The sequence below is a fragment of the Lentzea sp. genome, from assembly GCF_036380075.1.
Lineage (GTDB): Bacteria > Actinomycetota > Actinomycetes > Mycobacteriales > Pseudonocardiaceae > Lentzea.
This window is the reverse complement of record NZ_DASVFL010000112.1, coordinates 24,290-48,451: the sequence shown is the minus strand read 5'-3', so window position 1 is coordinate 48,451 and position 24,162 is coordinate 24,290. Positions and strand designations below refer to the sequence as shown.

Here is a 24,162-nt window from a genome sequence, read left to right as displayed (position 1 = left end):
AAGTCATGGCACGCCGCAAGGGACCCACGACCAAGGTCGACCCCGCCGCCTTCGACCGGGCCGGCGCCCGAGTGCTCGACAACTCGCTGAAGACGGAGATCGAGGACTCGTACCTGGAGTACGCGTACTCGGTCATCCACTCGCGGGCACTGCCGGACGCGCGGGACGGCCTCAAGCCGGTCCACCGCCGCATCCTGTACTCGATGCACGACAACGGTCAGCGGCCGACGTCGCCGTACGTGAAGTCGTCGCGCGTGGTCGGCGACACGATGGGCCGCTACCACCCGCACGGCGACACGGCGATCTACGACGCGCTGGTGCGTCTCGCGCAGGACTTCAGCCTGAACGAGCCGTTGATCGACGGGCATGGGAACTTCGGATCCCCGGACGACGGACCGGCCGCGAGCCGCTACTGCGTCGTCGGCGACACCCGAATTCGGCTCGCCGACGGGGCCAGTGCGCGGATCGCCGATCTGGTCGATCTTCCAGCTGACTCCGAGGCCGACGCCGATTTCGAGGTGCTCGACAAGGACGGCAAAGCGGTCCAGGTCGACAAGGTCTTCAACTCCGGTGTGCACCCGACCCTCCGGATGACCACGAAGTCCGGCTTCTCGGTCCGCGGTAGCGAGAACCACCTCGTGCTGTGCCTGGAGGCGCCAATGGGCGTGCCGCTGTTCCAGTGGCGACGCCTGGACGAGCTGCAGCCCGGCGCGATCGTCGCGGTGGCCCGCAATGCCTGGTCACAGGTCGTTCCGACCGCGCAGGAGTACGTGCTCGGCATCCTTGCCGGGGCATGGGTGTCGGAGGGCTTCGCGTCCGAGACGAGGGCCGGCTTCAACAACACGGACGAGCACTTCTTCCGCGAGGTTCTGCACGCCTACGACCAAGTGGTCGGCGGTCGGCGCTACCTCGGGGAGAGGGAGACTCGCCGCGACCGCAAGAAGATCTGGGAACTCGACGTCCAGGAGTTCTCCGGCGGCATGGACGCGTTCCGGGCGAGTCCGCTGGCGGAACTCATCGGCCACCAGGCGCGCGACAAGTTCGTTCCCGAGTGCGTGTGGCGTGGTGGATGGGGCGTGAAGCGCGCGTTCCTGATGGCGGCGTTCGAAGGTGACGGTGGCTGCCGGGTCGCGAAGGACGGCTTCACGATCCAGTACTCGTCGTACAGCGAGCGGCTGACCGCGGAGATGCAGGAGCTGCTCGCCGAGTTCGGCGTCATCGCGGCGCACCGCCGCTACACGCGACCCAGTGGCTCCGTCGAACACAGGCTGGTGGTCTCGGGGCTGCGCAACGTCACGGCGTTCGCCGAGCGCGTCGGTTTCCTCAGGACCAAGCAGGCCAAGCTGCAGGAGCTGCTCAGGCACTCGCCGCTGCGACCGCACCGGCTCAGCCAGGACTCCGTGCCTTTCGTCGCCGACTACGTGCGCAGCGCGCTCGACTTCGACCGTCGCGGCAGCGGCCGGAAGTGGTTGACCACGCACAACTTCGACCGGGTCGAGCGGTGGGAGACCGAGCGCCTGAGGATCATCGACCGGATCAAGGATCCGGAGATCCTCGCGACGATCCTGCCGATCATGGACTCCGGCTACCGGTTCGAAGCGGTGACGTCCGTCGAAGCGGCGGAGCCGGCGGAGGTGTACTCGGTTCGGGTCGTCTCCGAGGACCACTCGTTCCTCGCGGGCGGGTTCGTCAACCACAACACGGAAGCGCGCATGTCGCACGCCGCCATGCAGCTGGTCGGCGAGCTCAACGAGGACACGGTCGACTTCCGGCCCAACTACGACGGCTCGCTGGAGGAGCCGAGCGTCCTGCCGGCGGCGTTCCCGAACCTGCTGGTCAACGGCACGTCCGGCATCGCGGTCGGAATGGCCACGAACATGATCCCGCACAACCTGCGGGAGGTCGTGGGCGCGGCGCGGTGGCTCATCACGCACCCGGACGCGAGCCTCGACAAGCTGATGGAGTTCGTGCCGGGGCCCGACCTGCCGACCGGCGGCATCCTGCTGGGGCTGGACGAGGTGCGCAAGGCCTACGAGACCGGGCGCGGTGTCGTGCGCATGCGCGCCAAGGTCGAGATCGGGCCGCTGGAGGGCTCCCGCGGCCGTCAGGCCATCACGGTCACCGAGCTGCCGTACGGGGTGGGGTCCGAGCGGATCGTCGAGAAGATCACCGACGAGGTCAACAAGTCCAAGCGGCTGACCGGCATCGCGGACGTCAAGGACCTCACCGACCGCGAGAACGGCATCCGGCTCGTCATCGAGTGCAAGGTGGGCGTGAACCCGCAGGCCTTGCTGGCGGACCTGTACCGGCTGACGCCGATGGAGCAGTCGTTCGGCATCAACAACCTGGTGCTGGTCGACGGGCAGCCGCAGACGCTCGGGCTCAAGGAGCTGCTGGAGGTCTTCCTGCGGCACCGCTACGAGGTCGTCACGCGGCGCACGAAGTTCCGGCGCCGCAAGCGCGAGGAGCGGTTGCACCTGGTCGAGGGTCTGCTCAAGGCCCTGCTCGACATCGACAAGGTCATCAAGCTGATCCGGGGCAGCGAGAACGCCGCGGCCGCCAGGGACGGCCTGATGAAGCAGTTCAAGCTGTCGGAGATCCAGTCGTCCTACATCCTCGACACGCCGCTGCGCCGCCTCACGAAGTTCGACAAGCTCGAGCTCGAGGGGGAGCAGGACAAGCTGACGAAGGAGATCGCCGAGCTGTCGGCGATCCTCGACGACGAGAGCGTGCTTCGCAAGCTCGTGTCGGCCGAGCTGGCCGCGGTGGCGAAGGACCTCGGCGGGGAGCGCCGGACCAGCCTGATCGACGGCGACCTGAAGGAGGTGCTGGCGGCGTCGAAGCCCGCCGGGCCGCTGGAGGTCGCGGACGACCCGTGCCAGGTCGTGCTCAGCGCCACCGGGCTCGTCGCGCGGACCGCGGCGGAGTCGGAGGAGGCGTCGGAGGGCAAGCGCCGGGCGGGGCGGGTGAAGCACGACGCGGTGGCGGCGGTGGTGCACTCGACCGCGCGGGGGCAGGTCGTGCTGGTCACGAACCGCGGGCGGGCGTTCAAGACGGACGTGCTGCCGTTGCCGGTGCTGCCGGAGCAGAGCGGGACGGTGTCGCTGCGCGGCGGGATGGCGGCCAGTGAGCTGGTGCCGCTGGAGAAGGGCGAGAAGGTCGTCGGCATCGCGCCGCTCGACCCGAAGGACTCGCCGGGCATCGCGCTCGGCACGAAGCTGGGCACGGTGAAGGTGTGCGTGCCCGAGTGGCCGGTGCGGTCGGACGAGTTCGAGGTCATCTCGCTCAAGGACGGCGACGAGGTCGTGGGCTGCACGTGGCTGACCGACGGCAGCGAGACGCTGGCGTTCGTCAGCTCCGACTCGTCGTTGCTGCGCTACGACGCGAAGCTGGTGCGGCCGCAGGGTCTCAAGGGCGGCGGCATGGCGGGCATCAACCTCAGCGGTGACGCGTACGTGGTGTTCTTCGGCGCGATCCGCACGGACGACGCCGAGCACGGCGAGCCGATGGTCGTCACGTCGTCCGGGCAGAGCGTGAAGGTGACGCCGTTCAGCGAGTACCCGGCCAAGGGCCGTGCCACGGGCGGTGTGCGGTCGCAGCGGTTCCTGAAGGGCGAGACGCACCTGGTGGTGGCGTGGATCGGCAGCAGGCCGGCCGGTGCGGACGACAAGGGTTCGCCGGTGGAGCTGCCGGACGTCGACCCGCGCCGTGACGGGTCCGGTCACGCGCATCCCGGCCCGGACGTGGTCGGGCATCTCCTCGAGAGGGACTAGTGGGCGATCGCGCGGACGTGCCGGCCGAGGTGCTCGACGAGCTGCGCGCGATCTGCGCGCGGCTGCCGGAGAGCCGTGAGGAGGCGGCGTGGGTGGGGACGCGGTGGCGCGTCCGCACCCGCACGTTCGTGCACGTCTTCACGGCGCACCCCGGTCAGGACGGCGCGTACAGCCGGGCGGCGGAGCTGACCGAGCCGACGGTGGTCATGACGTTCCGCGCGCGGCCCGAGGAGTTCGAGGCGCTGGTCGAGGGCGGGGAGCCGTTCTTCCGGGCGGCGTGGGGGCACGACGTCGTGGGCGTGAAGGTGCTGCCCGGTGCGGACTGGGCGGAGATCGGGGAGCTGCTCGCGGAGAGCTACCGCAAGCTCGCCCCGGCGAAGCTGGCCAGACTTGTGGAGTTCCCTTAAGGAACTTCGAGTGTTACGGTCCTCCCAGCCAATCCCCGGGAGGGCGGAGTCCGATGACGTTCGTGCAGCGCTTCGACCACATCGGCATCACCGTGGCCGACCTGGACGCCGTGACGGCGTTCTTCGTCGGTCTCGGTCTCGAGGCCGGCGAGAAGATGGCCGTCGAAGGCGAGTTCCTGGACACGGTGATCGGCATGACCGGCGCCCGGACCGAGATCGTCATGCTGCGCGTGCCCGGTGGCGGCACGACGCTGGAGCTGTCGAGCTTCACGCGGCCCGACCACCTGCCCGGCTCACCCGCCGCGCCCGCGAACGAGCTCGGCCTGCGCAACGTCGCCTTCGAGGTGCGCGACCTCCAGGCGGCCGTCGACCACGCCGCCGCGGCCGGGTACGGACTGGTGGGCGGCATCGGGCAGTACGAGGACGTGTGGCGGATGGCCTACGTCCGGGGGCCCGAGGGCATCATCGTCTCGCTGGCCGAACGCGTGGGAGGTACCTCGTGACCGACGACCAGATCCGGGTGCCGGCCGCGACGGCCAGGCCCTACAGCCTCGCGACGCTGCCGTGCCTCGTTTTCCCCGGAGACACCCTGCCTGCCTGATCCCCCTGTCCTGCAACGAGAACGGCCTGGTCGCGCACAGCGGCCAGGCCGTTCTCGCGTGTTGTCGACCGACTGTCGACGGACTGTCGACGGCGCCTGGCACCGTCGGCGGAGTCGTTCGACCGAGGGGAGGAGGAACCATGCAGAAGATGTCGATCCGCAAGGCCGGGACGATCCGCCTGACGAGCCCGAGCTACTACTGCCCGTGTTCGGCCAGCTGATCCGAGTGCCCCGGCCGGGGCCGGCCCGCGGAGGGCGCGGCCGGCTCCGGCCTTCCACTTCTCCTCATCAGACAGGGGGTGTCGCATGTCCGTTCGCCTGCACCGGCTCACGATGGTGGCGGAACGCGACGGGGTCATGGTCGGCCGCCCGGACACCGGTTCCTACGCGATGTTCCCGCAGGAGGGAGCGGAGACGTTGCGGCTGCTGGGGGCCGGGAGGCCGGTCGGCGAGGTCGCCGCGTGGTACGAGCGGGAGTGCGGGACGCCGCTCGACTTCGACGACTTCTTCGAGGTGCTCGACGAGCTGGGGTTCCTGGTCGCCGAGGACGCGGAGGCGCCGGTCGAGAAGCCGGTGCGGTGGCAGCGCGCCGGGCGGTGGGCCTTCTCGTGGCCCGCGTGGGTCCTGTACGTCTCGCTGGTCGTGGCTGCGGTCGCCGCGATGGTGCGCGACCCGGCGCTGCGCCCGTCGTACCACGCGTTCTTCTTCACCGACCACATCTCGCTGATCCCGATCGTGCTGACGTTCACGCAGATCCCGCTGGTGCTGCTGCACGAGTGGTTCCACGTGCTGGCCGGGCGCCGGCTCGGGCTGCCGTCGACGCTCGGGATCGGGCGCCGGCTGTACTACCTGGTCGCGGAGACGCGGCTGGACTCGTTGCTCAGCGTGCCGCGCCGGCAGCGGTACCTGCCGTTCCTGGCGGGGATGCTGCTGGACGCGCTGCTGGTGGCGGTGTTCACGCTGGCCGCCGCTGCACTCGACGGCCACGCGCCGGGGTGGGTGCCCGGCATGCTGCTCGCCATCTCGTTCAGCACGCTGCTGCGGCTGGTGTGGCAGTTCATGTTCTACCTGGAAACCGACCTGTACCACGTGATCGCGACGGCCCTGCGGTGCGCGGACCTCCAGAACGCCACGCGGTTCCTCATCCGGTCGCGGGTGCGGCGGCTGCTGCGGCGGCCCGCCCGGGCTCCGGACGGGGAGTGGACGGACCGGGACCTCGTGGTGGCCCGCTGGTACGCGCCGCTGCTGGTGCTGGGCTACGGGTTCTCACTCGGCAGCCTCGCCTGGGCCGGCATCCCGACGGTGTGGCGGTTCTGGTCGACGGTGTTCGAACGGCTCGCCGCGCCGGACACGCCGGCCTCGGAAGTGGTCGACACGCTCGTCTTCCTCGGCATGGCCGTCGCGCAGGCGGGCCTGCTGATCCACGTCACCGTGCGGGACCGGCGCGCCCGGAACCGCACCAGGGTTGCTCAAGGAGAGCTCTCATGACCTCACCGCGGGCCCGGCACTGCCGGGCGGTCACCTCGGACTCGCTGCCACCCGCACCGAGCCCGCACGTCGAGACTGGATGCCACCGCCGGCTGCGCGGGCCCTACACCGGGGCCGGTGCGCTGCTGCGGCGGGTCGTGCCGGAACTGCTGGCGCACAACGCCGATCTCGTGCTGCCGCGGGCCACGAACGTCGTCGCGGTCGCGCCGGAGCTGGCCGTCGTGCTGCCGTTGCCGGAGAAGACGCTGACCGAGGCCGCCGAGCCGAGGGAGCGGACGCGGTTCTACTCCGCCGGCCGCACCGAACGGCTGGTGCACGGCGTGGCGGAGCTGCTGCTGGACTGGGCGCGGGTGCTGCACCCGGACGGCGTCGTCGTCGCGTTCACGGACGTGGACCAGGCCGACGAGACGGACCGCGAGCTGCTGCGGGTGTTGTTGCGGCGCTGCGATCCCCGGCGGCTGACGGTCGTGGTCGAGCTCGACGACCCCGGCGACGACGAGGTGCTCGCGGCCGCGCTGGCCCGGTACGCCGACACCGGGGCGCGACGCGTGCGGACGCCCGTGCTGGAAGGCGACCTCGCGCAGCTGTACGTCGACTCCGACGGCGTGCTGGACGACGAGGCTGTTCTCCAGGCGTACCGGGCACTTCCCGCGGACGAACGGGCGCGGCGGCACTCCGCGCGGGCGGAAGTGCTGCTGGCGTCGGGAGAACCGAGCTTCGAGCTCGGTGCCGTGCCGTACCACCGCGAACGCGGAACGGACCCCGTCGTCGCGGGCGAGACGCTGCTGACCGCCACGACGCGCTGCCTGGAGCTGGGGTACTACCACGCCTCGATGGACCTGGCGCTGCGCGGCCGGGAGCTGGTCTCCGCGGCCGAGCACCCGCACCTGTACTGGAACCTGACCACCAAGGTCGCCGCGTGCCTGTCGTACCTCGGGCCGGGCGAGGAGGCCGCGCGGTACCTGGGGGAGCTGCGGCACACCACCGACGCCGAGATGCACATGCGGTCGAGCTACATGACCGCGATGCTGCACACCCGCTACCTGCCGAAGGACGCGCTGGACCACGAGCTCGCACTGGAGTGGTCGAACATCTCGATCGTCCTCGCCGACAACTACCCCAAGCCCGAACGGCGCACGTTCAACGGCGCGTTCATGCGCAACGGCAAGGCATTGGTCGAGCTGCACCGCGGTGATCTGCAGGCGGCGCTGGACCTCGTGAACGAGGCCATCGGGATGACCGACTCGCACCTCGGGCACGAGGAGCAGCTCCTGCACCGGTCGGTGCTCACGCACAACCGGGCCCAGGTGCTGGCGGCGATGGGGAAGCACGCGGAGGCGTTGCGCGACTACGACGACGTCATCCGGCGTGACCCGAACTACGGCGAGTACTACTTCGACCGCGCCACGGTCCGGCGCGCGGCGGGCCGCACCGCGGAGGCGATGGACGACTACGCGGCGGCGATCCGGCTCAGCCCGCCGTTCCACGAGGCGCACTACAACCGCGCGGACCTGCTCCGCGAGCTCGGGGACGACGAGGGCGCGTTGCGGGACCTCGACTACGCGCTGGAGCTCGAACCCGACCACGTCGACTCGCTCGTGAACCGGGTGGACCTGCTGCTGGCCGGGGGAGACGCCGGTCGCGCGAGCGTCGACGTCGAGCACGGTCTGGCCCTCGACCCGCGCAACGCCCGGCTGCTCGCGGCCCGCGGCAGCCTGCTCGCCGAGGCGGGAGAGCACGAGGCGGCGTGGGCGGCCTACTCCGCCGCGCTGGAGCAGGACGCGACCCTGGTGGCGGCGTGGGGGAACCGGGCGGTGCTGGCGTTCACGACCGGCCGCCCGGACCAGGCGGTGGAGGACCTCACCGAGGCCCTCCGCATCGCCGACGACCCGGTGCTGCGCGTGAACCGCGCGATCGCGTCGCAGGAGCTGGGCAACCACCGCCAGGCCGTCCGGGACCTCGACGCCGCGCTCGCCGCCGGAGCCGGCGACCCGGACCTGCTCTACCTGCGCGGGGTGAGCCGGCAGGCCCTCGGTGACGACGCCGGAGCCCGCGTCGACTGGGAGGCGCACCTCGCGGGCTACGGCGACGAGGTCTCGCCGCACGCGGGAAAGATCGCGGAGGGCGTGGCATGACGACCACCGCCGCGACCGGCCTGCCGGTGGCGCTGCACCAGCACGCCAAGGGCGTCGCGGTCGTCACCGCCGGACTGGACGCGCCGGTGGGGTTCTGCGCCACGTCGATCGCGCCCGTGTCCCTCGACCCTCCCGTGGTGTCGTTCGCCATCAGCACGAAGGCGGCGTCGTGGGCGGTCGTCGAGACCGCCGAGCACGTCGCGGTCCACCTGCTGGCGGACGACCAGGAGGACGTCGCCCGCGCGTTCAGCAGGCCGGGGGCGGACAAGTTCGGTCCCGGCACGAGGTGGTACCGCGACAGCGCGGGGCTGCCCGCGCTGCACGGGGTGCTGTCCCGGTGGCGGGTCGCGCCGCTGGAACGGGTCCGGCTGGGCCGGCACGCCCTGGTGATCGGTCTGGTGGTGGCGGTCGAGCGCGGCGCGCCGGGCGCGAGGCCGCTCGTCCACTACGACGGCGGATACGGCCGTTTGTCCTTTTCCTGACAGGGTTTCCGGTGATGACTGGGTTTGTCGGACCGCGACACATCGCACCGTATCCGGGACGCGTCGGCCGACTCCTTGTCTTGCGTGGACACGGTTTCCGCCGCACAGCCGCCGCAGTTCCAGGTGCTGGGGCCGTTCGAGGTGCGGGTGCAGGACGAGGTGCTCGACCTGGGTGGTCCGCGGATCCGGACGTTGCTCGCGCTGCTGACGGCCAACGCGGGGCGGGTGACGACCGTCGGCACGCTGGTGGAGGCGTTGTGGGGACCGCAGTCCCCGCCCGACGCGCACCGCACCGTGCGCAGCTACGTCTCCCGGCTGCGGCGCGCGCTCGCCGTCGACCGGCTGATCGTCACGCACCCGGCGGGGTACGTGCTGCGGCTCGACCCGCACGTCGTCGACGCCCGCCGGTTCGAACGGCTCGTCGAGGCGGGGCGGGACGCGCTGTCCGCGGGCAGGGCCGCGAACGCCGCCGAGCAGCTGTCGCTCGCGCTGACGCTGTGGCGGGGCGACGCCTACGGCGAGTTCTCGGCGACGCCGGTGCTGCGGGCGGAGGCCGCGCGACTGGAGGGCCTGCGGCTGGGCGCCGTCGAGGACCGCGTCGACGCCGAGCTCGCGACCGGCGCGGGAGTGGCGCTGGTCGAGGAGCTCGCCGTGCTGACCGAACGGCATCCCGGCCGGGAACGCCTGTGGGGGCAGCTGATGACGGCGCTGTACCGGTCCGGCCGGCAGGCCGAGGCGCTCGACGCGTTCCTGCGCGCCCGCACGGTGCTCGTCGAGCAGTTCGGGCTCGACCCGTCCCCGCGGCTGTCCGAGATCCACCAGCAGGTGCTCGACAACGACGCCCGGCTGTTCGGCGTGCCCGCCGCCACCCCGGACGAACCGGCCCGCGACGACCTGCCGGGCGACGTCCCGGACTTCGCCGGGCGCGAAGCCGAGCTGGCCCTGCTGGCGGCCGCGCGCGACACCGGCCGGCACGCCGTGGTGATCGAGGCGATCGACGGGATGGCCGGGGTCGGCAAGACGACGCTGGTGGTGCACGCGGCGCACCGGTTCGCGGCCGACTACCACGACCGGCTGTTCATCGACCTGCACGGCCACGCGTCGAGCCAGCGGCCGCTGACCCCGATGGCGGCGCTGGACACGTTGCTGCGGGCGCTGGGCGTGCCGGGGGACCGGATCCCGCAGGACCCGGACGCGCGGGCGGCCCTGTGGCGGGCGGAGCTGGCCACCCGGTCGGTGCTCGTGGTGCTCGACAACGCCGCCGACGCCGCGCAGGTGCGCCCGCTGCTGCCCGGCACGTCGCGCAGCCTGACGCTGATCACGAGCCGCCGCCGGCTGGTCGACCTCGACGCCACGCAGGTCGTGTCGCTGGACGTGCTGCCGCAGGAGGACGCGGTCGCCCTGTTCACCAGCGTCGCGGGCGGTGACGGCGAGGAGTGCTCGGTGCACGAGGTCGTCGCGCTGTGCGGTCATCTGCCGCTGGCGATCCGCATCGCCGCCGCCCGGCTGCGCGCCCGTCCGGCGTGGACGGCCGGCTACCTAGCGGAACGCCTGCGGCAGGCGCATTCCCCGCTCACCGAGCTGGAGGCGGGCGACCGGAGCGTGGCGGCGGCGTTCGCCCTGTCCTACGAACACCTCGACGCGCCACGGCGCCGCGTCTTCCGGTTGCTCGGCATCCACCCCGGCCCGGACTTCGACGCGCACGCCACCGCGGCGCTCGCGGCCGTGGGCCTCGCCGAGGCCGAACGGCTGCTGGAGAGCCTCGTCGACGACCACCTGCTCCTGGAACCCGCTCCCGGCCGGTACCGCTTCCACGACCTGGTCCGCCAGCACGCCCACGCCGTCGCACTGGCGGACGAACCGGAACCGGTGCGGCGCAATGCATTGCGGCGGGTCGTCGACTACTACCTGCACACCGCGCACGACGGCAGCAGGCTGCTCGACCGGCAGCACCCGCCGATCGCGCTCGAACCGGCCGACTGCGCCCCGCGGCCGTTGCCCGACGGGGCCGCCGCGATGGCGTGGTTCGACGCCAACCACGGCTGCGTCCTGGCGGCCCGCCGCGCGGCCGAGGACCAGGGCTGGGACACCGTCGTCTGGCAGCTGGCCTGGTCGCTGGACAACTTCCACTACCGGCGCGGGCACCTGCACGACAACATCGCCTCCTGGCGGGTGGGCCTGGTCGCCGCGGAACGGCTCGGCGACCTCGCCGTGCAGGCCCGCGCGCACCGGCGGCTCGGCCTGGTCTACGCGCCGCTGGGCCGCGACGCGGAGGCGTTGCTGCACCTGAGGCGGTCGCTGGCGCTGGCGGAGCAGGTCGGCGACACGGTCGGCCTGGCGGGCGCGCACCTCGTGCTGGCGCTGGCGTTGACGTGGCGCAAGGACGACCGCGGCGTGCTGGCCCACCTCACCGAGGCGATGGTCCTGTACCGGCGCACCGGCACCACGCGCTGGGAGGTCCGGGCGCTGAGCATGATGGGCGCCTCGTACACCCGGCTCGGCCAGCACGCCCGCGCCCGGCACTTCTGCGAGTCCGCGCTCGCGTTGTGCCTGCGCCACCACGACGTCTACGGCCAGGCGGACAGCCTCGACAGCCTCGGCGCGATCGCGGGCAACACCGGCGACCACGCCCAGGCGCTCCGGCACTACGCGGGCGCGCTCGACCTGTGGCGCGACCTCGACAACACCTACCGGCAGGCGGGCACCCTCGCCGCGCTCGGCGACACCCACCGCGACCTCGGCGAGCGCGACGCCGCGGAGCGGTCCTGGCAGGAGGCCGTCGACCTCTACCGCGGGCAGAACCTCCACCGGGCCGCCGACCGCATCGCGCAGCGGTCGGGCTGACCGCTCACCCGAACTCGACGACCGCGCGGTAGCGGGCGGTGCCCGCGCGGACACGGCCGAGCGCCTCGTCGAAGTCCGCGACGGGAAAGGTCTCCACGACGGGCCGGATGTCGTGGCGGGCGGCGAAGTCCAGCATCTGCCGGGTGTGCGCGGCGGACCCGACGATGCCGCCCATCACCTGCTTGGCCGCGGGCAGCAGGCTCAGCGGCGAGACGGCGACGGGCTTGTCCGGCACGCCGACGACGCAGAGCTTTCCCTGTGGCCGCAACAGACCGACGTAGTCGTCCCACGGCAGGTTCGCCGAGACCGTGGACAGGACGAAGTCGAACGTCCCGGCGGCCGCCCGCACCGCGCCCTCCTCGCCCGAGGCGAGGAAACCGGTGGCACCGAAGCGTTCCGCGTCGGCGCGCTTGTCCTCCGTACGCGAGATCGCGGTGACGGCACAGCCCCACTTCGCCAGGAACTGGATCGCGAGGTGGCCCAGGCCCCCGATGCCGACCACGGCGACGCGGTGGGTCGGCAGGACGCCGTTGACCAGCAGCGGGGAGAAGACCGTCGTGCCGGCGCAGAGCAACGGCGCGGCCTGCGCGGACGGGAGGGCGTCGGGGATCGGGTGCACGTGCCGCCAGTCGCTCGCGCGGACGTGGCTCGCGAAGCCGCCGCGGTCGCCGCGCAGGACGGTGTCGTCCCTGGCGGGGCAGAGGTTGGTCTGACCGCCCAGGCACCACTCGCAGTGGAAGCACGAGCCCGCGATGGCGCCCACGCCGACCCGTCGCCCCACCGGCAGGACGGACTGGTCGACCGCGGAGCCCACGGCGTGCACGACGCCGACGGCCTCGTGCCCGGCGACCACCGGGAACCGGGAGGCGCCGAACTCGTCGTCGATCACGCCGATGTCGGTGTGGCAGATGCCGCCGTGGGTCACCCGCACGTCGACCTCGTGCGCGCCCAACGGCCCGCTGTCGTACTCGTAGGGCTCCAGGGGGCCGCCGGCTTTCCGTGCGGCGTAGGCGTGGACCTGCACAATCGCTCCCTCGCGGTCAAACAAACTAGTTAGTTACTCCTTCAGGTAAGCACAAGGTCACGCTCCGGGCAAACCAACGGGTTGGTTAGGATGCGGTCGTGAAGGACGGCAACGCCACCCGGCAGCGTCTGCTCGACGCGGCGGCCGGGGAGTTCGCGACCTACGGGATCGCGGGCGCGCGGGTCGACCGCATCTCGGCCACCGCCAAGGCGAACAAGGCGCAGCTCTACGCCTACTTCGGCGACAAGGAGCGCCTCTTCGACACGGTGTTCCGCCAGCAGGCCGACGAGCTCGTCACCATCGTGCCGTTCACCGCGGACGACCTGCCCGGCTACGCCGTCCGCCTCTACGACGAGTGCCTGGCCAGGCCGGAGCTCGTGCGGCTGGCCACGTGGGCGAGGCTGGAACGGATCCCGGCGGGAGTGCTGGTCGACTCGATGCCGGAGCAGACCGCGGAGAAGCTCGGGGCCATCGCCGAGGCGCAGCGCTCCGGCGTCGTCAACCCGGCCCTCGACCCGGGCGACGTCCTCGCGATGGTGTCCACGCTCGCGCTCACGTGGTCGCCCGCCAGCCTGTTCTTCACCGCGACGACCGCCGACCCGGACGCCGACCACGAACGCCGGCGGGAGGCGTTGGCGCAGACGGTGCGCCGCGCGTTCGGTTAACGGCGCAGCGCGCGGGCCAGCAGCCCGGACAGCTGGTGCAGCTCGGCCTCGGACAGGGTGCCCAGCGGCGTCTTCGCCAGCACCGCCTCGACCACCTCGCCGCGGACCTCGCGTCCCTTCGCGGTGAGCACCAGCACGCGGGAGCGGCGGTCGGACGGGTCCACGACGCGTTCCACCAGGCCGCGGTCGGCCAGCTGGTTCGTCATGAACGTCAGGTTCGGGGCGTTGCAGTAGAGGCGCTCGGCCAGCGTCTTCATCGACGGCGGGTCCTCGTCCGGCGAGATCGCCCACAGCGCCTGGAACGTCGCCGTCGTGAGGCGGTGTGCGGCGAGCACCGGTTCGACCAGGTCGACGGTCCGCATCCACGTGTCGTAGACCGCGACGACCGCCGCGGTGAGGTCGGACCCGGTCATGCCCACATCTTACGTTAGTTCGAAACTTGAAGTATCGTGCCGGGAGGAAGATGCTTCGAGACTCGAACTAGTGGAGTGGACCGTGGGCTACGAAGGACTGACCGCGCTCGTCACCGGCGCGTCGAAGGGGATCGGTCGCGCGATCGCGGTCGAGCTGGTCGAGCGGGGTGCGCGCGTGGTGCTGCTGGCCCGGTCGGAGGAAGGCCTGCGGGGGCTCGCCGCGGAGATCCGCGAGCGCGGCGGCAGCGCGGAGATCGTCGTGGGCGACCTGGCCGCCGCCGACGGGCCGCGGCGGGTCCTGGACGAGCTGCGCGAGCGCGGCCTGACCGTCGACCTGCTCGTCAACAACGCGGGCGCGGGCAGTGCCGGGCCGTTCCTCACCCGCCCGCTGGAGCCGCAGCTCGGTTCGGTCGCGCTCAACGTCGACGGCCTGCTCGCCCTGACGTACGCGATCGGCGCCGGCCTCGTCGCCCGCGGCACGGGCGGCATCATCAACGTCGCCTCGACCGCGGCCTTCCAGCCCATGCCGTACCAGGCCACCTACGCCGCGACCAAGGCGTTCGTGCTGTCGTTCACGGAGGCGCTGGCCGAGGAGCTGCGCGGCACCGGCGTCCACGTCATGGCCGCGCACCCCGGCCCGGTCGCGACGGCGTTCTTCGACGGCACGTCGGCCACGATCCACCCGATCGCGGACACGCCCGAGACCGTGGCGGCCCGCACGCTCGACGACTTCGCGCGGCGGCGCGCGGTGTCCTTCCCGGGCCGGACGGCGAGCCGGCTCGTCAACCGGTCGATGACGTGGGTCCCGCGGCTGCTGCCGCGCAGGACGATCGCACGGGCCACCGGTGCGCTGAACCGCCGCCTCGGCATGCACGAGGTCGTGGACACCGCCTGAGTCCGCTCACCCGAGGACGACGGCGTCCACCACGCCGGGGAACCGGCTGTCCAGGTCGTCGCGCCGCAGCCGCAGGTACAGGTACCGCCCCTCGCGCCGCTGTTCGACGACCCCGGCCTCCCGCAGCACCTTCCAGTGGTGGCTCGCGGTGCTCTTGGTGACCTCCGGGAGGATCTCCTGGCAGGTCATCTCCCGGGTCGCCGCGAGCGCCCTGACCACCCGCAGCCGCAGCGGGTGGTCCAGCGCCGCGAGCACCGCCTCGATGGTGATGTCGCCCCTGGCCGGCCCCTCGTCGTTCTCCACGGCCCGATTGTACGACTTGAATCGAACTGTTACGGTTCGAATTGAATCGAACAGTGAGGAGTGCACGATGACGGCCGAACAGGTCAAGCAGGACGTGGCGGCGACCTTCATGAAGGCGCTGGGCGGCAAGGACTGGTCGCTGCTGCGCGACCTCATGACCGAGGACGTGACCTGGACCCTGCCCGGCGACAACCGGATCTCCGGCACCGCCACCGGCCCCGCCGGCGTGGCGGAGCGGGCCGAGCTCATCTCGTCGTTCGGCGTGAACTTCGCGCTGCTGCACGTGCTGGTCAGCCGCGACAACGTGGCGCTGAACCTGCACAACACCGCGACCAGGGACGACGCCGTGCTCGACGAGCACCTCGCGACCGTCTTCACGCTGCGGGACGGCAAGGTCGCGCGGATCGAGACGTTCCTGTCGGACGTGGACGGGATGAACCGGTTCTTCGCCTAGCGGCGACCCCGCCCGGCGGCTACTCGATGTGCAGGCTCTGCACCTTCGCCTCCGCGATGATCCGCTCCGCCTCGTCCCGGGCGACGCTGCGCAGTTCGGCCAGCGCACGCATCGCCTCGGCGCGGCGGGCCGACATCGCCAGGCGGAAGTCCTCGCGGACGTCCTCGCGCTTCGCGGCGGCCTCCTCGTCGAGCTGCCGGGCGCGCTGCTCGGCCTCGCCCACGATCATCAGGGCCTGGAGCTGGGCGTCCCTGATGACGTCGCGGCGTTCCTCCTCGGCCAGGGCGACCATGCGGGCCAGGCGTTCGGGCAGGCCCTTCGGGTCGATCGGGGTCAGGCAGATGCGGTGCAGGCCGTCCTGCAACGCCACGTTCTCCTCCTGGACCGACATCAGCCGGCTCGCCAGGGCGTCCGCGCGGGCCTCCGACGCGTCGCGGTCGGCCGTGACCAGGCGGAGCTCGGCCTCCAGTTCGGCGACGTAGTCGTCCACCTCGTCGCGGTCGTAGCCGCGCCACCGCAGCCCGAACCACGTGCGCAGCGGTACGAGCTCAGTCCTGCTGTCGACGCTCACGCCAGCCTCCTCCGCCTCCCGCGAGTCAGTCCTGACAAGGGGTACGTACGCGGTGCGCCATCGGTTCTAACGGGTTCACCAGGCATGATGTGGACGTGAACACCAAACTGTGCCCCTGCGGGACCGGTCAGTCCTATGTGGACTGCTGTGGCGCGCTGCACTCCGGGGCCCGCACCGCGGCCACCGCCGAGCAGCTGATGCGGTCGCGTTACAGCGCTTTCGCCGTGTCCGACGAGGACTACCTGCTGCGCACGTGGGCCGCGAAGAACCGTCCCGAGACCGCCGGGATCGACTCCACCGACCGCTGGCTCAAGCTCGAGGTCGTGGCCACCGAGAACGGCGGGCTGCTGCAGAACGAGGGCGTCGTCGAGTTCCGGGCGCACTACGTCGGCGGGATCGTGCACGAGCGGAGCAGGTTCGTCCGCGAGAACGGCCAGTGGGTGTACGCGGAGGCGCTGTCGTGAGCACCGTGCTGGTCGCGTCCCGGTTCAACGGCCCGCCGGGGTCGGGCAACGGCGGCTACTCGGCGGGGCTGCTCGCCGCGCACGTCGACTCGCGCGCCGTGAGCGTCCGCCTGCGCACACCCGTTCCGCTGGACCGCGAGATGCAGGTCCGCGACGGTGAGCTGCTCGACGGCGAGACCGTGGTCGCCTCGGCCGAGCCCGCGGTGCTCGACCTCGACGTGCCCGCCGCGCCGACGCTCGACGAGGCGCTGGAGGCCCAGGCGAAGGTGCCGTGGCGCGAGCGGCACCCGTTCCCGACCTGCTTCGGGTGCGGCTCCGGCCGGGACGACGGCATCGGGGCGCTGCTCGGCCCGCTCGACGGCCGGCCGGAGTGGGCCGGGGTCTGGCGGCCCTCGGACGTGCTGCCGAACGACGGGACCCACGTCCTGCCGGAGGTCGTCTGGGCCGCGCTCGACTGCCCGTCGGCGCAGCCCGTCGCCCCGGACGGCGGTCCCGCGTTCGTGCTGGGCACGTTCGTCGCGCAGGTGGAGCACCCGGTGGAGCTCGGCGTGGACCACGTGCTCCTGGCGTGGGAGCTCGGCAGGGACGGGCGGAAGGCCTACTCGGCCTCGGCGATCATCGGTCCTCACGGGGTGTGTGGACGAGCGCGCGCCGTGTGGGTATCGATCGGATGAGGTCAAACCACCCGACTGGGTGACATGGATGCTGCGCGTCTTGATAGCGTGCACCACCGTTGCCCGGTTAAGCCGAAAGGGCGAGTGAACGGGATGGCACGGAGGTGATCAGGCGCTTGATGGGCCGACGTGCCGCCGCCCATGGCGACCAGCAGACACAGACACCGAGTTCGAGCGAGCTCACGAACTCGGATCTGTACCCCGTCGAGCAGCCCCCGGCAGCAGTGGCGCCACCACCGCCACCGCCGCCGGAACCGGCAGCACCCCGCAGGGAGCCGTACGCGGCGAACTTCGTCGGGGCGACGCTCGTGGTCTCCTCCGCGGAGGGACCGAACCAGGCTGCGACCAACCTCGCGCGCACCCTGCCCGTCGACCGCGGCCGCACCGTGGTCGTCGTCGACTTCCCGAGCGGCGACCAGAGCACCTTCTGGCCGCACGTCGTGACCGCGCTGAACGGCCGCGGGCCGATCCGGCTCGCGGTCTCGCACGCGGGCTCGATGCGGCCGACGGCGCCCGCGCAGTGGCTGTCCGAGCAGCTGCAGGCCGAGGTCGTGGCGCCGGACGGCGTGCTGACCACGGTGCCCGGCGCCGCGTTCGTCGTGGGCGCGCAGGGCTACGGCAGCTGGGTGAAGTTCCAGCCCAACGCGTCGCCGATGCCGTTCGGCCGCCGCTTCCCGGTGCCGCAGTGGGAGGCGATGGACCCGAACTCCCCGTGGCCCACGGGCGAGGTCGGCATCTCCGAACCCGTGCCCGCCGGCCTGTGGCTGCGCGCGCAGCAGCCGCCGTTCGACCCGTCCGCCCAGGACTCGCGGCCGATCGTGGCGCTGCCGTGCCGCGAGAACGTGCTGACGGTCGTCGTCGGCGGTCCCGGCCAGTCCGCGATCCCAACCGACGAGGTGTGCCGCCTGCTCACGGCGCTGCCCCAGGCGGCCCGGTCGCGCGTGCGGCTCGTCCCGTACGGCGTCGACGCCTCGCTGGGACGGCTCGTCGCGGACCAGCTCGGCGAGCCGATCGCGATGTTCACCGGCCTGCCGTCCGGCAACTTGCGCACCGGCGGTCCCGCGGTCATCGCGGTCGACCCGCGCGGGCAGCAGACGTGGCGGCCGTTCGTCACCGAGGTGACGTTCCTGCCCGACGAGACCTTCCCGACCGTGTCCGGCTATCGCGCGCCGGTGCCGGGACTCGCCGAGGTCTCACCCGGCGTGTTCTCCCTCGGCGACGGTGTCGTGCTGGAGGTCGTGCCCTCGGGCCTGTGGGTGCGTGAGCACGACGAGCCGTACAACGCGGCCGAGGTGCGCTCTCAGCCCGTCGACCCGGAGTGGGCGCGTCTGACCGTGGGCACGCCCGGACGTACGACGCCCGGTGCGGTCGCGGTGCACGGTGCCGCTCTCGTGGAACGCCTCGAACCCGAGGTGCGCAAGCTGCTGCGGCTGGTGTTCTGCGACGCCAAGGTGTCACCTCCGCCCCCGCCGCCTCCGGCGGCTCCTCCCGCCGCACCCGCGGCCGGCTCCGGCCAGCTCGCCTCGGCGTTGAACGCGGCCAAGCAGGCGCTGTCGGCCCGTGACTCGACGGACAACGGCACCGGCTTCTTCGCCGCCGTCACGCCGGCCGACCCCGAACCGGAACGCCCGGCGTACGCGTCGATGGAGGCCGGTCCGGCGATGGCGACCGTGCCGTCGCACGCGCTCGACGACCCGGACGAGGCCGCGTTCCCGTCCGACGACCCGGACTCCGCCCCCATCCGCTTCCGCGTGGACGGCCCGCTGCCGCTGGCGCCGCTGGCGCTGTGGGAGCTCCCGGACGACGGCAGCGTCGAGCGCGAGACCGTTCTGCCCGAGCACAGCAGCTCGGACGCAGAACGCGACACGGTCCGACGCGCGCTGGGCGAGCGTTACGGCGCCCTCGCGGCCACGGTCTGCCGTCTGCTCGCACAACGTCCCGACGCCGAGGAGGACCCGGCGGCGTTCGAGGCCATGGTCACGGACCTGACGGCACTGCTCGCGTACGTGTCGCAGGACGAGGAGATGGTCGTCGACACGCTGCGCATGGGCCGCCTCGGGCGGTTGCGCCCGTACGTCGCCTGCATCGTCTCGGGCCTGAACCGCCTGCCCGTGCACAGCGGCGTGGCGACGGTGTGGGGCGTCACCGGCCAGACCGGCCCGCGCCGCTACCGCAGCGGCGACGTGCTGGTGGAGCACGGCCTGCTCGACGCCGTCGTGAACCCGGCGGGCCGCATCGAGGGCGCCACCGAGTACCTGATCTGGTCGGCCACCGGCCGCCGCGTCGAGGTGGCGGACCGCGTGACCGCGTCGACCGAGGAGCGCGTGCTCTTCCCGCCCGGCACGCCCTTCCGGGTGCTGGCCGTGGCCGAGGCCGAGGGCGACCACCCGCAGCAGGTGCTGCTGCAGGAGATGGCGGGCGCGCTGGCCGACCAGGAGATCGCCGGGATGCGGCCGAGCGTGCTCTCGCAGCTGGAACGGGCGGCGGCGAACCTGCGCGTGCTGCCCGTCTCGCACCAGGTGACCGTCGAGGCGTGAGGGGGACGGCCCGGCGACGGGCCGTCCCCCGGCGTCAGCTCTCGGTCGTCAGCCCCAGCGTGCCGTCCAGCCGCGGCACGCACGCCCCGTCGCGCTTGTCCGAGGCCAGGAACTCCGCCAGGCACCGGCTGATCTGCTCGTGGCCGCGGGCGTTGGGGTGGAACGACTCCTGCAGCGCGTGCGACGACCGGGCCTGGTCGCGCAGGCCGTCCCAGTCGACGGACAGCCGCGTGAACCACTCCGACGACGGGTCGTCCCCGCCGACGCACGCCTCGTGGCCCTCGCCGGCGCGCGCCAGGTCCAGGAAGCGGGCGTTCACCTTGCCCGCGGCGGTGCGCAGGCCGTTCGACAGCTCCGGCACCGCGTCCTCGACGACCCACTGCAGGTCCGTCGTGCGCAGCGGGCAGCCGGACAGGTTCTGCAGCGAGCGCGGCATCTTCGGCGACACCGGGGCCGCGTACGACTGCACGACCAGCTGGTAGGAGGAGTCGAGGTAGCCGGCGTCGCGCATGGTCTGGCGGACGGCGCTCAGCGTGTTCTCGACCTTGGGGACCATCCGCCGCACGCGCTTGGTCCACTCCGGAGCCACCGCGGAGGTGCAGTCGCTGCGTTTGCCCCACGCCTCGAAGCACTTGTTGAGGATGTCGGAGAAGCGCGGGTCGTCGTTCGCGCCGATGGCCACGACGAGCGCCACCACGCGGTGCGAGTTCGCGATCTCGCGCAGGCGGGGGAGCTGCTCGGTGCGCAGCTTGTCGGAGTTCGCGCCCGAGCACGCCAGGTTGAACCGCCGGTCGGCCTCGACCGCCGTCTTCATGATCTCGGCGTCGCGCGAGCGGTGGCACCAGTTGCCGCCCTCTTCGCCGTCGGTGCCGGCCTCGTAGTTCCCCGCGCCCTCACCGGACATCGTGCTGTCGCCGAGCGCGACGACCGCGGTCCTCGACTCGCGGTCGGGGTCCGACGGCGGCGGGAACGGGTGGTCGCTCACGACCAGCAGGACCGCGAGCAGGCTGATCGCCACCAGGGGCAGGACTCTCCGCATCGCCGGCCAGTTTACGTGGGTGGCCGAATGCGAGGGGGACTTGGCGTTGCCGCCCTCACACGAGATGGGGAAAGTGGAGGTGTGGGGAATCCGAGGGAGATAGTCGTGGTGGGGTACGACCGCACCGCGTTGCTGGACCTGGCGGGACCGGTGGAGGTGTTCCAGGCGGCCAACCACGGCGCGCCTCGCTACGAGGTCACCGTCGCCACGCTCGGGGGAGGCCCGTTCACCGCCACAGCCGGGGTGCGGGTCGAGGCGGGGGCCGACCTGCGCACGCTGGACCGTCCGATCGACACGCTGCTCGTCGTCGGCGGCTGGGGCTACGACGACGCCGCGGCGGACCCGGTGCTCACGACGAACCTGCGTCGTCTCGCGCTGAGGTCGCGCCGCGTCGCGGGGGTGTGCACGGGCGCCGTGGTGCTGGCGTCCGCGGGACTGCTCGACGGCAAGAAGGCGACCACGCACTGGGCGTTCACCGGGGAGCTCGAGAACCGCGGCGTCGAGGTCGAGCCGGACGCGATCTTCGTGTGCGACGGCCGGGTGTCGACGTCCGCCGGGGTGACGGCGGGCATCGACCTCGCGCTGGCGATGGTCGAGCAGGACCACGGACCGGCGCTCGCCCGCCGGATCGCGCAGTACCTGGTCGTGTTCCTGCAACGCTCCGGCGGCCAGTCGCAGTTCAGCGTGCACACCCGCGGCAAGCCCGTGCGGGACGGCTCGCTGCGGGCGTTGCTCGACGACATCCACGCCGACCCGACACGCGAGTGGACGGTGCCGGTGATGGCGCGCAAGGCGATGATGAGCGTGCGGCACTTCGCCCGCGTCTTCTCGCGCTCCGTGGGCACCTCGCCCGCCCAGTACGTCGAACGGGCCCGCGTCGAGGCCGCCGCCGACCGGCTGGCGAGCACCGGCGACCCGCTCGACCTCGTCGCCCGCCAGTCGGGGTTCGGCTCCGCCGAGACCCTGCGCCGGGCCTTCCTGCGCGTGCTCGGCGTGTCGCCGGGCAGCTACCGCGCCCGTTTCCGGACGACGGGGGTCGCCTGATGGACGCCGCTTTCGTGCTCTACCCGAACATGACCGCGCTCGACTTCGTCGGGCCGTACGAGGTGATCGCCGCCGTGCCGGTGGTCACCGCGCGGTTCGTCGCCGCGACGCTGGACCCGGTGCGGTCCGACAACGGGCTGACGGTCGTGCCGACGGACACGTTCGACTCGCTGAAGTCCACCGACATCGTCGTGGTGCCGGGATCCGGGCACTGGAAGGAACTGCTGGCGGACTCCGGCGGCGTCGTCGAGTGGCTGCGCGAGGTCCACCCGACGACGAAGTGGACGACGTCGGTGTGCACCGGGTCGACGTTGCTCGCGGAGGCCGGCCTGGTGTCGAGGGCGACCACGCACTGGGCCGCGCGCGAGGACCTGGCGGTGCGCGGGGTGGAGGTCAGCACCGACCGGGTCGTGTTCGACGGCAAGGTCGTGACCGGCGCCGGGGTGTCCGCGGGCATCGACATGGCGCTGCGGCTGGTCGAGGCCGAGTTCGGCGAGGTGGTCGCGCAGGCCGTGCAGGTCGGGATCGAGTACGACCCGCAGCCGCCGCGCCCGTACGACTCCATCCCGCCGGAGATCGCGCGGGGGCTGGAGGCGGCGTTCGCGTCAGGTCAGGCCTGACTGGACGGCGAACACCACGAGCTGGGCGCGGTCGCGGGCGCCCAGCTTCACCATCGCCCGCGACACGTGCGTGCGGACGGTCGCGGGCGAGATCACCAGCCGGTCCGCGATCTCGTCGTTGGACGCGCCCGAGGCCACGTGCCGCATGATCTCCCGCTCGCGGTCGGTCAGCCGGTCCAGGTGCGGCACGGGACGGGCCGAGGCGCCGGACGCGAACCTGTCGATCACCCGGCGCGTGACGGACGGCGAGAGCAACGACCCGCCGTCGGCCACCACGTGCACGGCGCGCAGCAGGTCGGCCGGGTCGGAGTCCTTCACCAGGAACCCGGACGCGCCGGTCCGCAGCGCCTCGAACACGTACTCGTCGAGGTCGAACGTCGTCAGCACCACGATCCGGACGTCGGCGCACGCCGGGTCTGCGGAGACGCGGCGCAGCACCTCGAGGCCGTCCATCAGCGGCATGCGGATGTCGAGGAACACCACGTCGGGCCGCACCGACTGGATCAGCGCCAGGGCCGCGCGGCCGTCGGCCGCCTCGCCGGCGAGCTGCACGCCGTCCTCGGTCTCGATCAACGTCCGCAACCCCATGCGGACCAGCGGCTGGTCGTCGGCCACCACCACGCGAATCATGAGGGCAACGGTATCCGGGCGATCACCGCGAAACCGTGCGCTCCGCCGGCCTCGAGCGTGCCGCCCAGCGCCTCGGCCCGCGAGCGCATGCCGGTGATGCCGTGGCCTTCGGTGAACACGGCCGGTGTGCCGGTGTCGGTCACGTGCACCACCAGTTCGCCGCGCACGGTGTACACGCGCACGGACGCCGTGACGCCGGGGGAGGAGTGCCGCAGGACGTTCGTCAGCGACTCCTGCACGATCCGGTACACGGCCAGCTGGTGGGTGTCCGGCAGCTCGACCTCGTCGACCTCGACGGACACCTCCAGGCCCGCCTCGCGCATCCGCGACGCCAGCGCCGGGAGGTCGGCGAGGCCGATCGACGGCGTCAGCGGGGCCGAGCCGCGCAACGTGTCCAGTTCGGACCGCAGGCCGTCCAGCGCCTCCTTCGACGTGTCGCGGATCGCCTCCAGCGACGCGCGGGCCTTCGCGGGGTCCTTGTCCAGCACGTACAGCGCGACGCCGGCCTGCATGGCGATCACGCTCAGCCCGTGGCCGACGACGTCGTGGACCTCCTGGGCGAGCCGCAGCCGTTCGGAGATCACGGCGCGTTCGCGAACGTCCACAGCGGACTTGCGGCGCAGCCTCATCAGCACACCGGCCGCGCCGGGCAGCAGGATCCAGCCCGCGGACCAGGTGACCCACGACGTCAGCGAGTCGTTCCACCACGGCAGGATCACCAGCGCGTAGAACAGCGCGGACGCCGCGGCCAGCTCGATGCGCGCGTGCACGGCCACCGCGTAGATCGCCGCGACACCGCTCATCAGGATCGGCCCGAACGGGTAGCCGAGAGCCAGGTAGGCGGCGATCGCCACCGTCGTGACCGCGACCGTCCACAGCGGACGGGCCGAGCGGACCAGCAGACCCGCGGCCGCGACGGCGATGAGCAGGTAGCCGACGGCGTCGAGGGCGTCCGCTCCCTGCAGGCGCGCGGCGAACCGCGTGCCCGCGAGGCCGAAGACGAGCAGCGCCAGCGTCAGCGCGCCGTCCTGCCATTTGATCCGCATGGTGCCGACCCTACGGCCGGGGACGTACGCAGATGTGCGTATCTTCATGACGC

22 protein-coding genes are annotated in these 24,162 nt (G+C 72.4%); 15 read left to right on the top strand and 7 right to left on the bottom strand.

The genetic code is table 11. The features are described 5' to 3' along the window. Window positions 1-5 precede the first annotated feature (5 nt). From VF330_RS14475 to VF330_RS14445, 7 genes are all read left to right on the top strand, one after another. On the top strand, window positions 6-3,773 hold the full coding sequence (locus tag VF330_RS14475; RefSeq protein ID WP_330852095.1) for a DNA gyrase subunit A: 3,768 nt from the start codon (window positions 6-8) through the stop codon (window positions 3,771-3,773). Beyond that, window positions 3,773-4,180, top strand: a complete 408-nt coding sequence (locus VF330_RS14470) for an MmcQ/YjbR family DNA-binding protein (RefSeq protein WP_330852094.1) — start codon at window positions 3,773-3,775, stop codon at window positions 4,178-4,180. The genes VF330_RS14475 and VF330_RS14470 overlap by 1 nt, the downstream gene beginning before the upstream one ends. Before the next feature lie 53 nt (window positions 4,181-4,233). Then, window positions 4,234-4,683, top strand: coding sequence for a VOC family protein (locus tag VF330_RS14465; RefSeq protein WP_330852093.1), 450 nt, complete (start codon window positions 4,234-4,236; stop codon window positions 4,681-4,683). A gap of 404 nt (window positions 4,684-5,087) precedes the next feature. Then, complete coding sequence (locus VF330_RS14460; protein WP_330852092.1) at window positions 5,088-6,269, top strand: hypothetical protein; 1,182 nt, start codon at window positions 5,088-5,090, stop codon at window positions 6,267-6,269. Continuing rightward, window positions 6,266-8,404 (top strand): tetratricopeptide repeat protein, encoded by a 2,139-nt coding sequence (locus VF330_RS14455; RefSeq protein WP_330852091.1) that lies wholly within the window; start codon window positions 6,266-6,268, stop codon window positions 8,402-8,404. Before VF330_RS14460 ends, VF330_RS14455 begins: the two co-directional genes overlap by 4 nt. Next, a complete protein-coding gene (locus tag VF330_RS14450) occupies window positions 8,401-8,886 on the top strand; it encodes a flavin reductase family protein (RefSeq protein ID WP_330852090.1) in 486 nt (161 codons plus the stop codon). Before VF330_RS14455 ends, VF330_RS14450 begins: the two co-directional genes overlap by 4 nt. A gap of 84 nt (window positions 8,887-8,970) precedes the next feature. After that, window positions 8,971-11,730 carry an AfsR/SARP family transcriptional regulator gene (locus tag VF330_RS14445; protein ID WP_330852089.1) on the top strand — a complete coding sequence of 920 codons (2,760 nt, stop codon included), beginning with the start codon at window positions 8,971-8,973 and terminating at the stop codon, window positions 11,728-11,730. 4 nt (window positions 11,731-11,734) lie between these two features. On the opposite strand, the gene VF330_RS14440 is transcribed toward VF330_RS14445, so the two are convergent. After that, a complete protein-coding gene (locus tag VF330_RS14440; RefSeq protein WP_330852088.1) occupies window positions 11,735-12,754 on the bottom strand; it encodes an NAD(P)-dependent alcohol dehydrogenase in 1,020 nt (339 codons plus the stop codon). A 98-nt stretch (window positions 12,755-12,852) separates the two neighbouring features. Between VF330_RS14440 and VF330_RS14435 the strand changes: the two genes are divergently transcribed. Beyond that, window positions 12,853-13,419, top strand: coding sequence for a TetR family transcriptional regulator (locus tag VF330_RS14435; protein WP_330852087.1), 567 nt, complete (start codon window positions 12,853-12,855; stop codon window positions 13,417-13,419). Here the strand turns inward: VF330_RS14435 and VF330_RS14430 are convergent. Next, window positions 13,416-13,832, bottom strand: coding sequence for a MarR family winged helix-turn-helix transcriptional regulator (locus tag VF330_RS14430; RefSeq protein ID WP_330852086.1), 417 nt, complete (start codon window positions 13,830-13,832; stop codon window positions 13,416-13,418). The two genes, VF330_RS14435 and VF330_RS14430, sit on opposite strands and share 4 nt — an antisense overlap. Before the next feature lie 82 nt (window positions 13,833-13,914). Here VF330_RS14430 and VF330_RS14425 point away from each other — a divergent pair, with 82 nt between their 5' ends. Continuing rightward, window positions 13,915-14,727, top strand: coding sequence for an SDR family oxidoreductase (locus VF330_RS14425; RefSeq protein ID WP_330852085.1), 813 nt, complete (start codon window positions 13,915-13,917; stop codon window positions 14,725-14,727). A 6-nt stretch (window positions 14,728-14,733) separates the two neighbouring features. On the opposite strand, the gene VF330_RS14420 is transcribed toward VF330_RS14425, so the two are convergent. Continuing rightward, window positions 14,734-15,030: a metalloregulator ArsR/SmtB family transcription factor gene (locus tag VF330_RS14420; RefSeq protein ID WP_330852084.1), complete on the bottom strand. Its 297-nt coding sequence runs from the start codon at window positions 15,028-15,030 to the stop codon at window positions 14,734-14,736. A gap of 67 nt (window positions 15,031-15,097) precedes the next feature. Between VF330_RS14420 and VF330_RS14415 the strand changes: the two genes are divergently transcribed. Next, window positions 15,098-15,484, top strand: coding sequence for a nuclear transport factor 2 family protein (locus VF330_RS14415; RefSeq protein WP_330852083.1), 387 nt, complete (start codon window positions 15,098-15,100; stop codon window positions 15,482-15,484). A gap of 19 nt (window positions 15,485-15,503) precedes the next feature. Here the strand turns inward: VF330_RS14415 and VF330_RS14410 are convergent, their stop codons facing one another. Next, window positions 15,504-16,055 (bottom strand): DivIVA domain-containing protein, encoded by a 552-nt coding sequence (locus tag VF330_RS14410; RefSeq protein WP_330852082.1) that lies wholly within the window; start codon window positions 16,053-16,055, stop codon window positions 15,504-15,506. 95 nt (window positions 16,056-16,150) lie between these two features. On the opposite strand from VF330_RS14410, the gene VF330_RS14405 reads away from it, so the two are divergent. The 3 genes from VF330_RS14405 to VF330_RS14395 all read left to right on the top strand — a co-directional run bounded on the left by VF330_RS14405 (window position 16,151) and on the right by VF330_RS14395 (window position 19,730). Further along, window positions 16,151-16,519 carry a YchJ family protein gene (locus VF330_RS14405; protein WP_330852081.1) on the top strand — a complete coding sequence of 123 codons (369 nt, stop codon included), beginning with the start codon at window positions 16,151-16,153 and terminating at the stop codon, window positions 16,517-16,519. Continuing rightward, window positions 16,516-17,193, top strand: coding sequence for a hypothetical protein (locus VF330_RS14400; protein WP_330852080.1), 678 nt, complete (start codon window positions 16,516-16,518; stop codon window positions 17,191-17,193). The genes VF330_RS14405 and VF330_RS14400 overlap by 4 nt, the downstream gene beginning before the upstream one ends. Before the next feature lie 119 nt (window positions 17,194-17,312). Beyond that, window positions 17,313-19,730, top strand: coding sequence for a hypothetical protein (locus VF330_RS14395; RefSeq protein WP_330852079.1), 2,418 nt, complete (start codon window positions 17,313-17,315; stop codon window positions 19,728-19,730). A gap of 34 nt (window positions 19,731-19,764) precedes the next feature. Here the strand turns inward: VF330_RS14395 and VF330_RS14390 are convergent, their stop codons facing one another. Further along, on the bottom strand, window positions 19,765-20,769 hold the full coding sequence (locus tag VF330_RS14390) for a GDSL-type esterase/lipase family protein (RefSeq protein ID WP_330852078.1): 1,005 nt from the start codon (window positions 20,767-20,769) through the stop codon (window positions 19,765-19,767). 105 nt (window positions 20,770-20,874) lie between these two features. On the opposite strand from VF330_RS14390, the gene VF330_RS14385 reads away from it, so the two are divergent. Both VF330_RS14385 and VF330_RS14380 read left to right on the top strand, forming a co-directional pair. Next, window positions 20,875-21,813 (top strand): GlxA family transcriptional regulator, encoded by a 939-nt coding sequence (locus tag VF330_RS14385; protein ID WP_330852077.1) that lies wholly within the window; start codon window positions 20,875-20,877, stop codon window positions 21,811-21,813. Next, window positions 21,813-22,433, top strand: coding sequence for a DJ-1/PfpI family protein (locus VF330_RS14380; protein WP_330852076.1), 621 nt, complete (start codon window positions 21,813-21,815; stop codon window positions 22,431-22,433). Before VF330_RS14385 ends, VF330_RS14380 begins: the two co-directional genes overlap by 1 nt. On the opposite strand, the gene VF330_RS14375 is transcribed toward VF330_RS14380, so the two are convergent. Beyond that, complete coding sequence (locus VF330_RS14375; protein ID WP_330852075.1) at window positions 22,419-23,063, bottom strand: response regulator transcription factor; 645 nt, start codon at window positions 23,061-23,063, stop codon at window positions 22,419-22,421. The two genes, VF330_RS14380 and VF330_RS14375, sit on opposite strands and share 15 nt — an antisense overlap. Continuing rightward, entirely contained in the window at window positions 23,060-24,109 is a 1,050-nt protein-coding gene (locus tag VF330_RS14370; protein ID WP_330852074.1) for a sensor histidine kinase, read from the bottom strand. The genes VF330_RS14375 and VF330_RS14370 overlap by 4 nt, the downstream gene beginning before the upstream one ends. Window positions 24,110-24,162: the final 53 nt, after the last annotated feature.

Excerpts from the sequence above, each read along its gene's own strand:
- VF330_RS14430 (WP_330852086.1), bottom strand. The coding sequence starts at position 13,832 with ATGACCGGGTCCGACCTCACCGCGGCGGTCGTCGCGGTCTACGACACG.
- VF330_RS14395 (WP_330852079.1), top strand. The coding sequence starts at position 17,313 with ATGGGCCGACGTGCCGCCGCCCATGGCGACCAGCAGACACAGACACCG.
- VF330_RS14390 (WP_330852078.1), bottom strand. The coding sequence starts at position 20,769 with ATGCGGAGAGTCCTGCCCCTGGTGGCGATCAGCCTGCTCGCGGTCCTG.
- VF330_RS14380 (WP_330852076.1), top strand. The coding sequence starts at position 21,813 with ATGGACGCCGCTTTCGTGCTCTACCCGAACATGACCGCGCTCGACTTC.
- VF330_RS14370 (WP_330852074.1), bottom strand. The coding sequence starts at position 24,109 with ATGCGGATCAAATGGCAGGACGGCGCGCTGACGCTGGCGCTGCTCGTC.
- VF330_RS14450 (WP_330852090.1), top strand. The coding sequence starts at position 8,401 with ATGACGACCACCGCCGCGACCGGCCTGCCGGTGGCGCTGCACCAGCAC.
- VF330_RS14465 (WP_330852093.1), top strand. The coding sequence starts at position 4,234 with ATGACGTTCGTGCAGCGCTTCGACCACATCGGCATCACCGTGGCCGAC.
- VF330_RS14455 (WP_330852091.1), top strand. The coding sequence starts at position 6,266 with ATGACCTCACCGCGGGCCCGGCACTGCCGGGCGGTCACCTCGGACTCG.
- VF330_RS14415 (WP_330852083.1), top strand. The coding sequence starts at position 15,098 with ATGACGGCCGAACAGGTCAAGCAGGACGTGGCGGCGACCTTCATGAAG.
- VF330_RS14475 (WP_330852095.1), top strand. The coding sequence starts at position 6 with ATGGCACGCCGCAAGGGACCCACGACCAAGGTCGACCCCGCCGCCTTC.
- VF330_RS14460 (WP_330852092.1), top strand. The coding sequence starts at position 5,088 with ATGTCCGTTCGCCTGCACCGGCTCACGATGGTGGCGGAACGCGACGGG.
- VF330_RS14375 (WP_330852075.1), bottom strand. The coding sequence starts at position 23,063 with ATGATTCGCGTGGTGGTGGCCGACGACCAGCCGCTGGTCCGCATGGGG.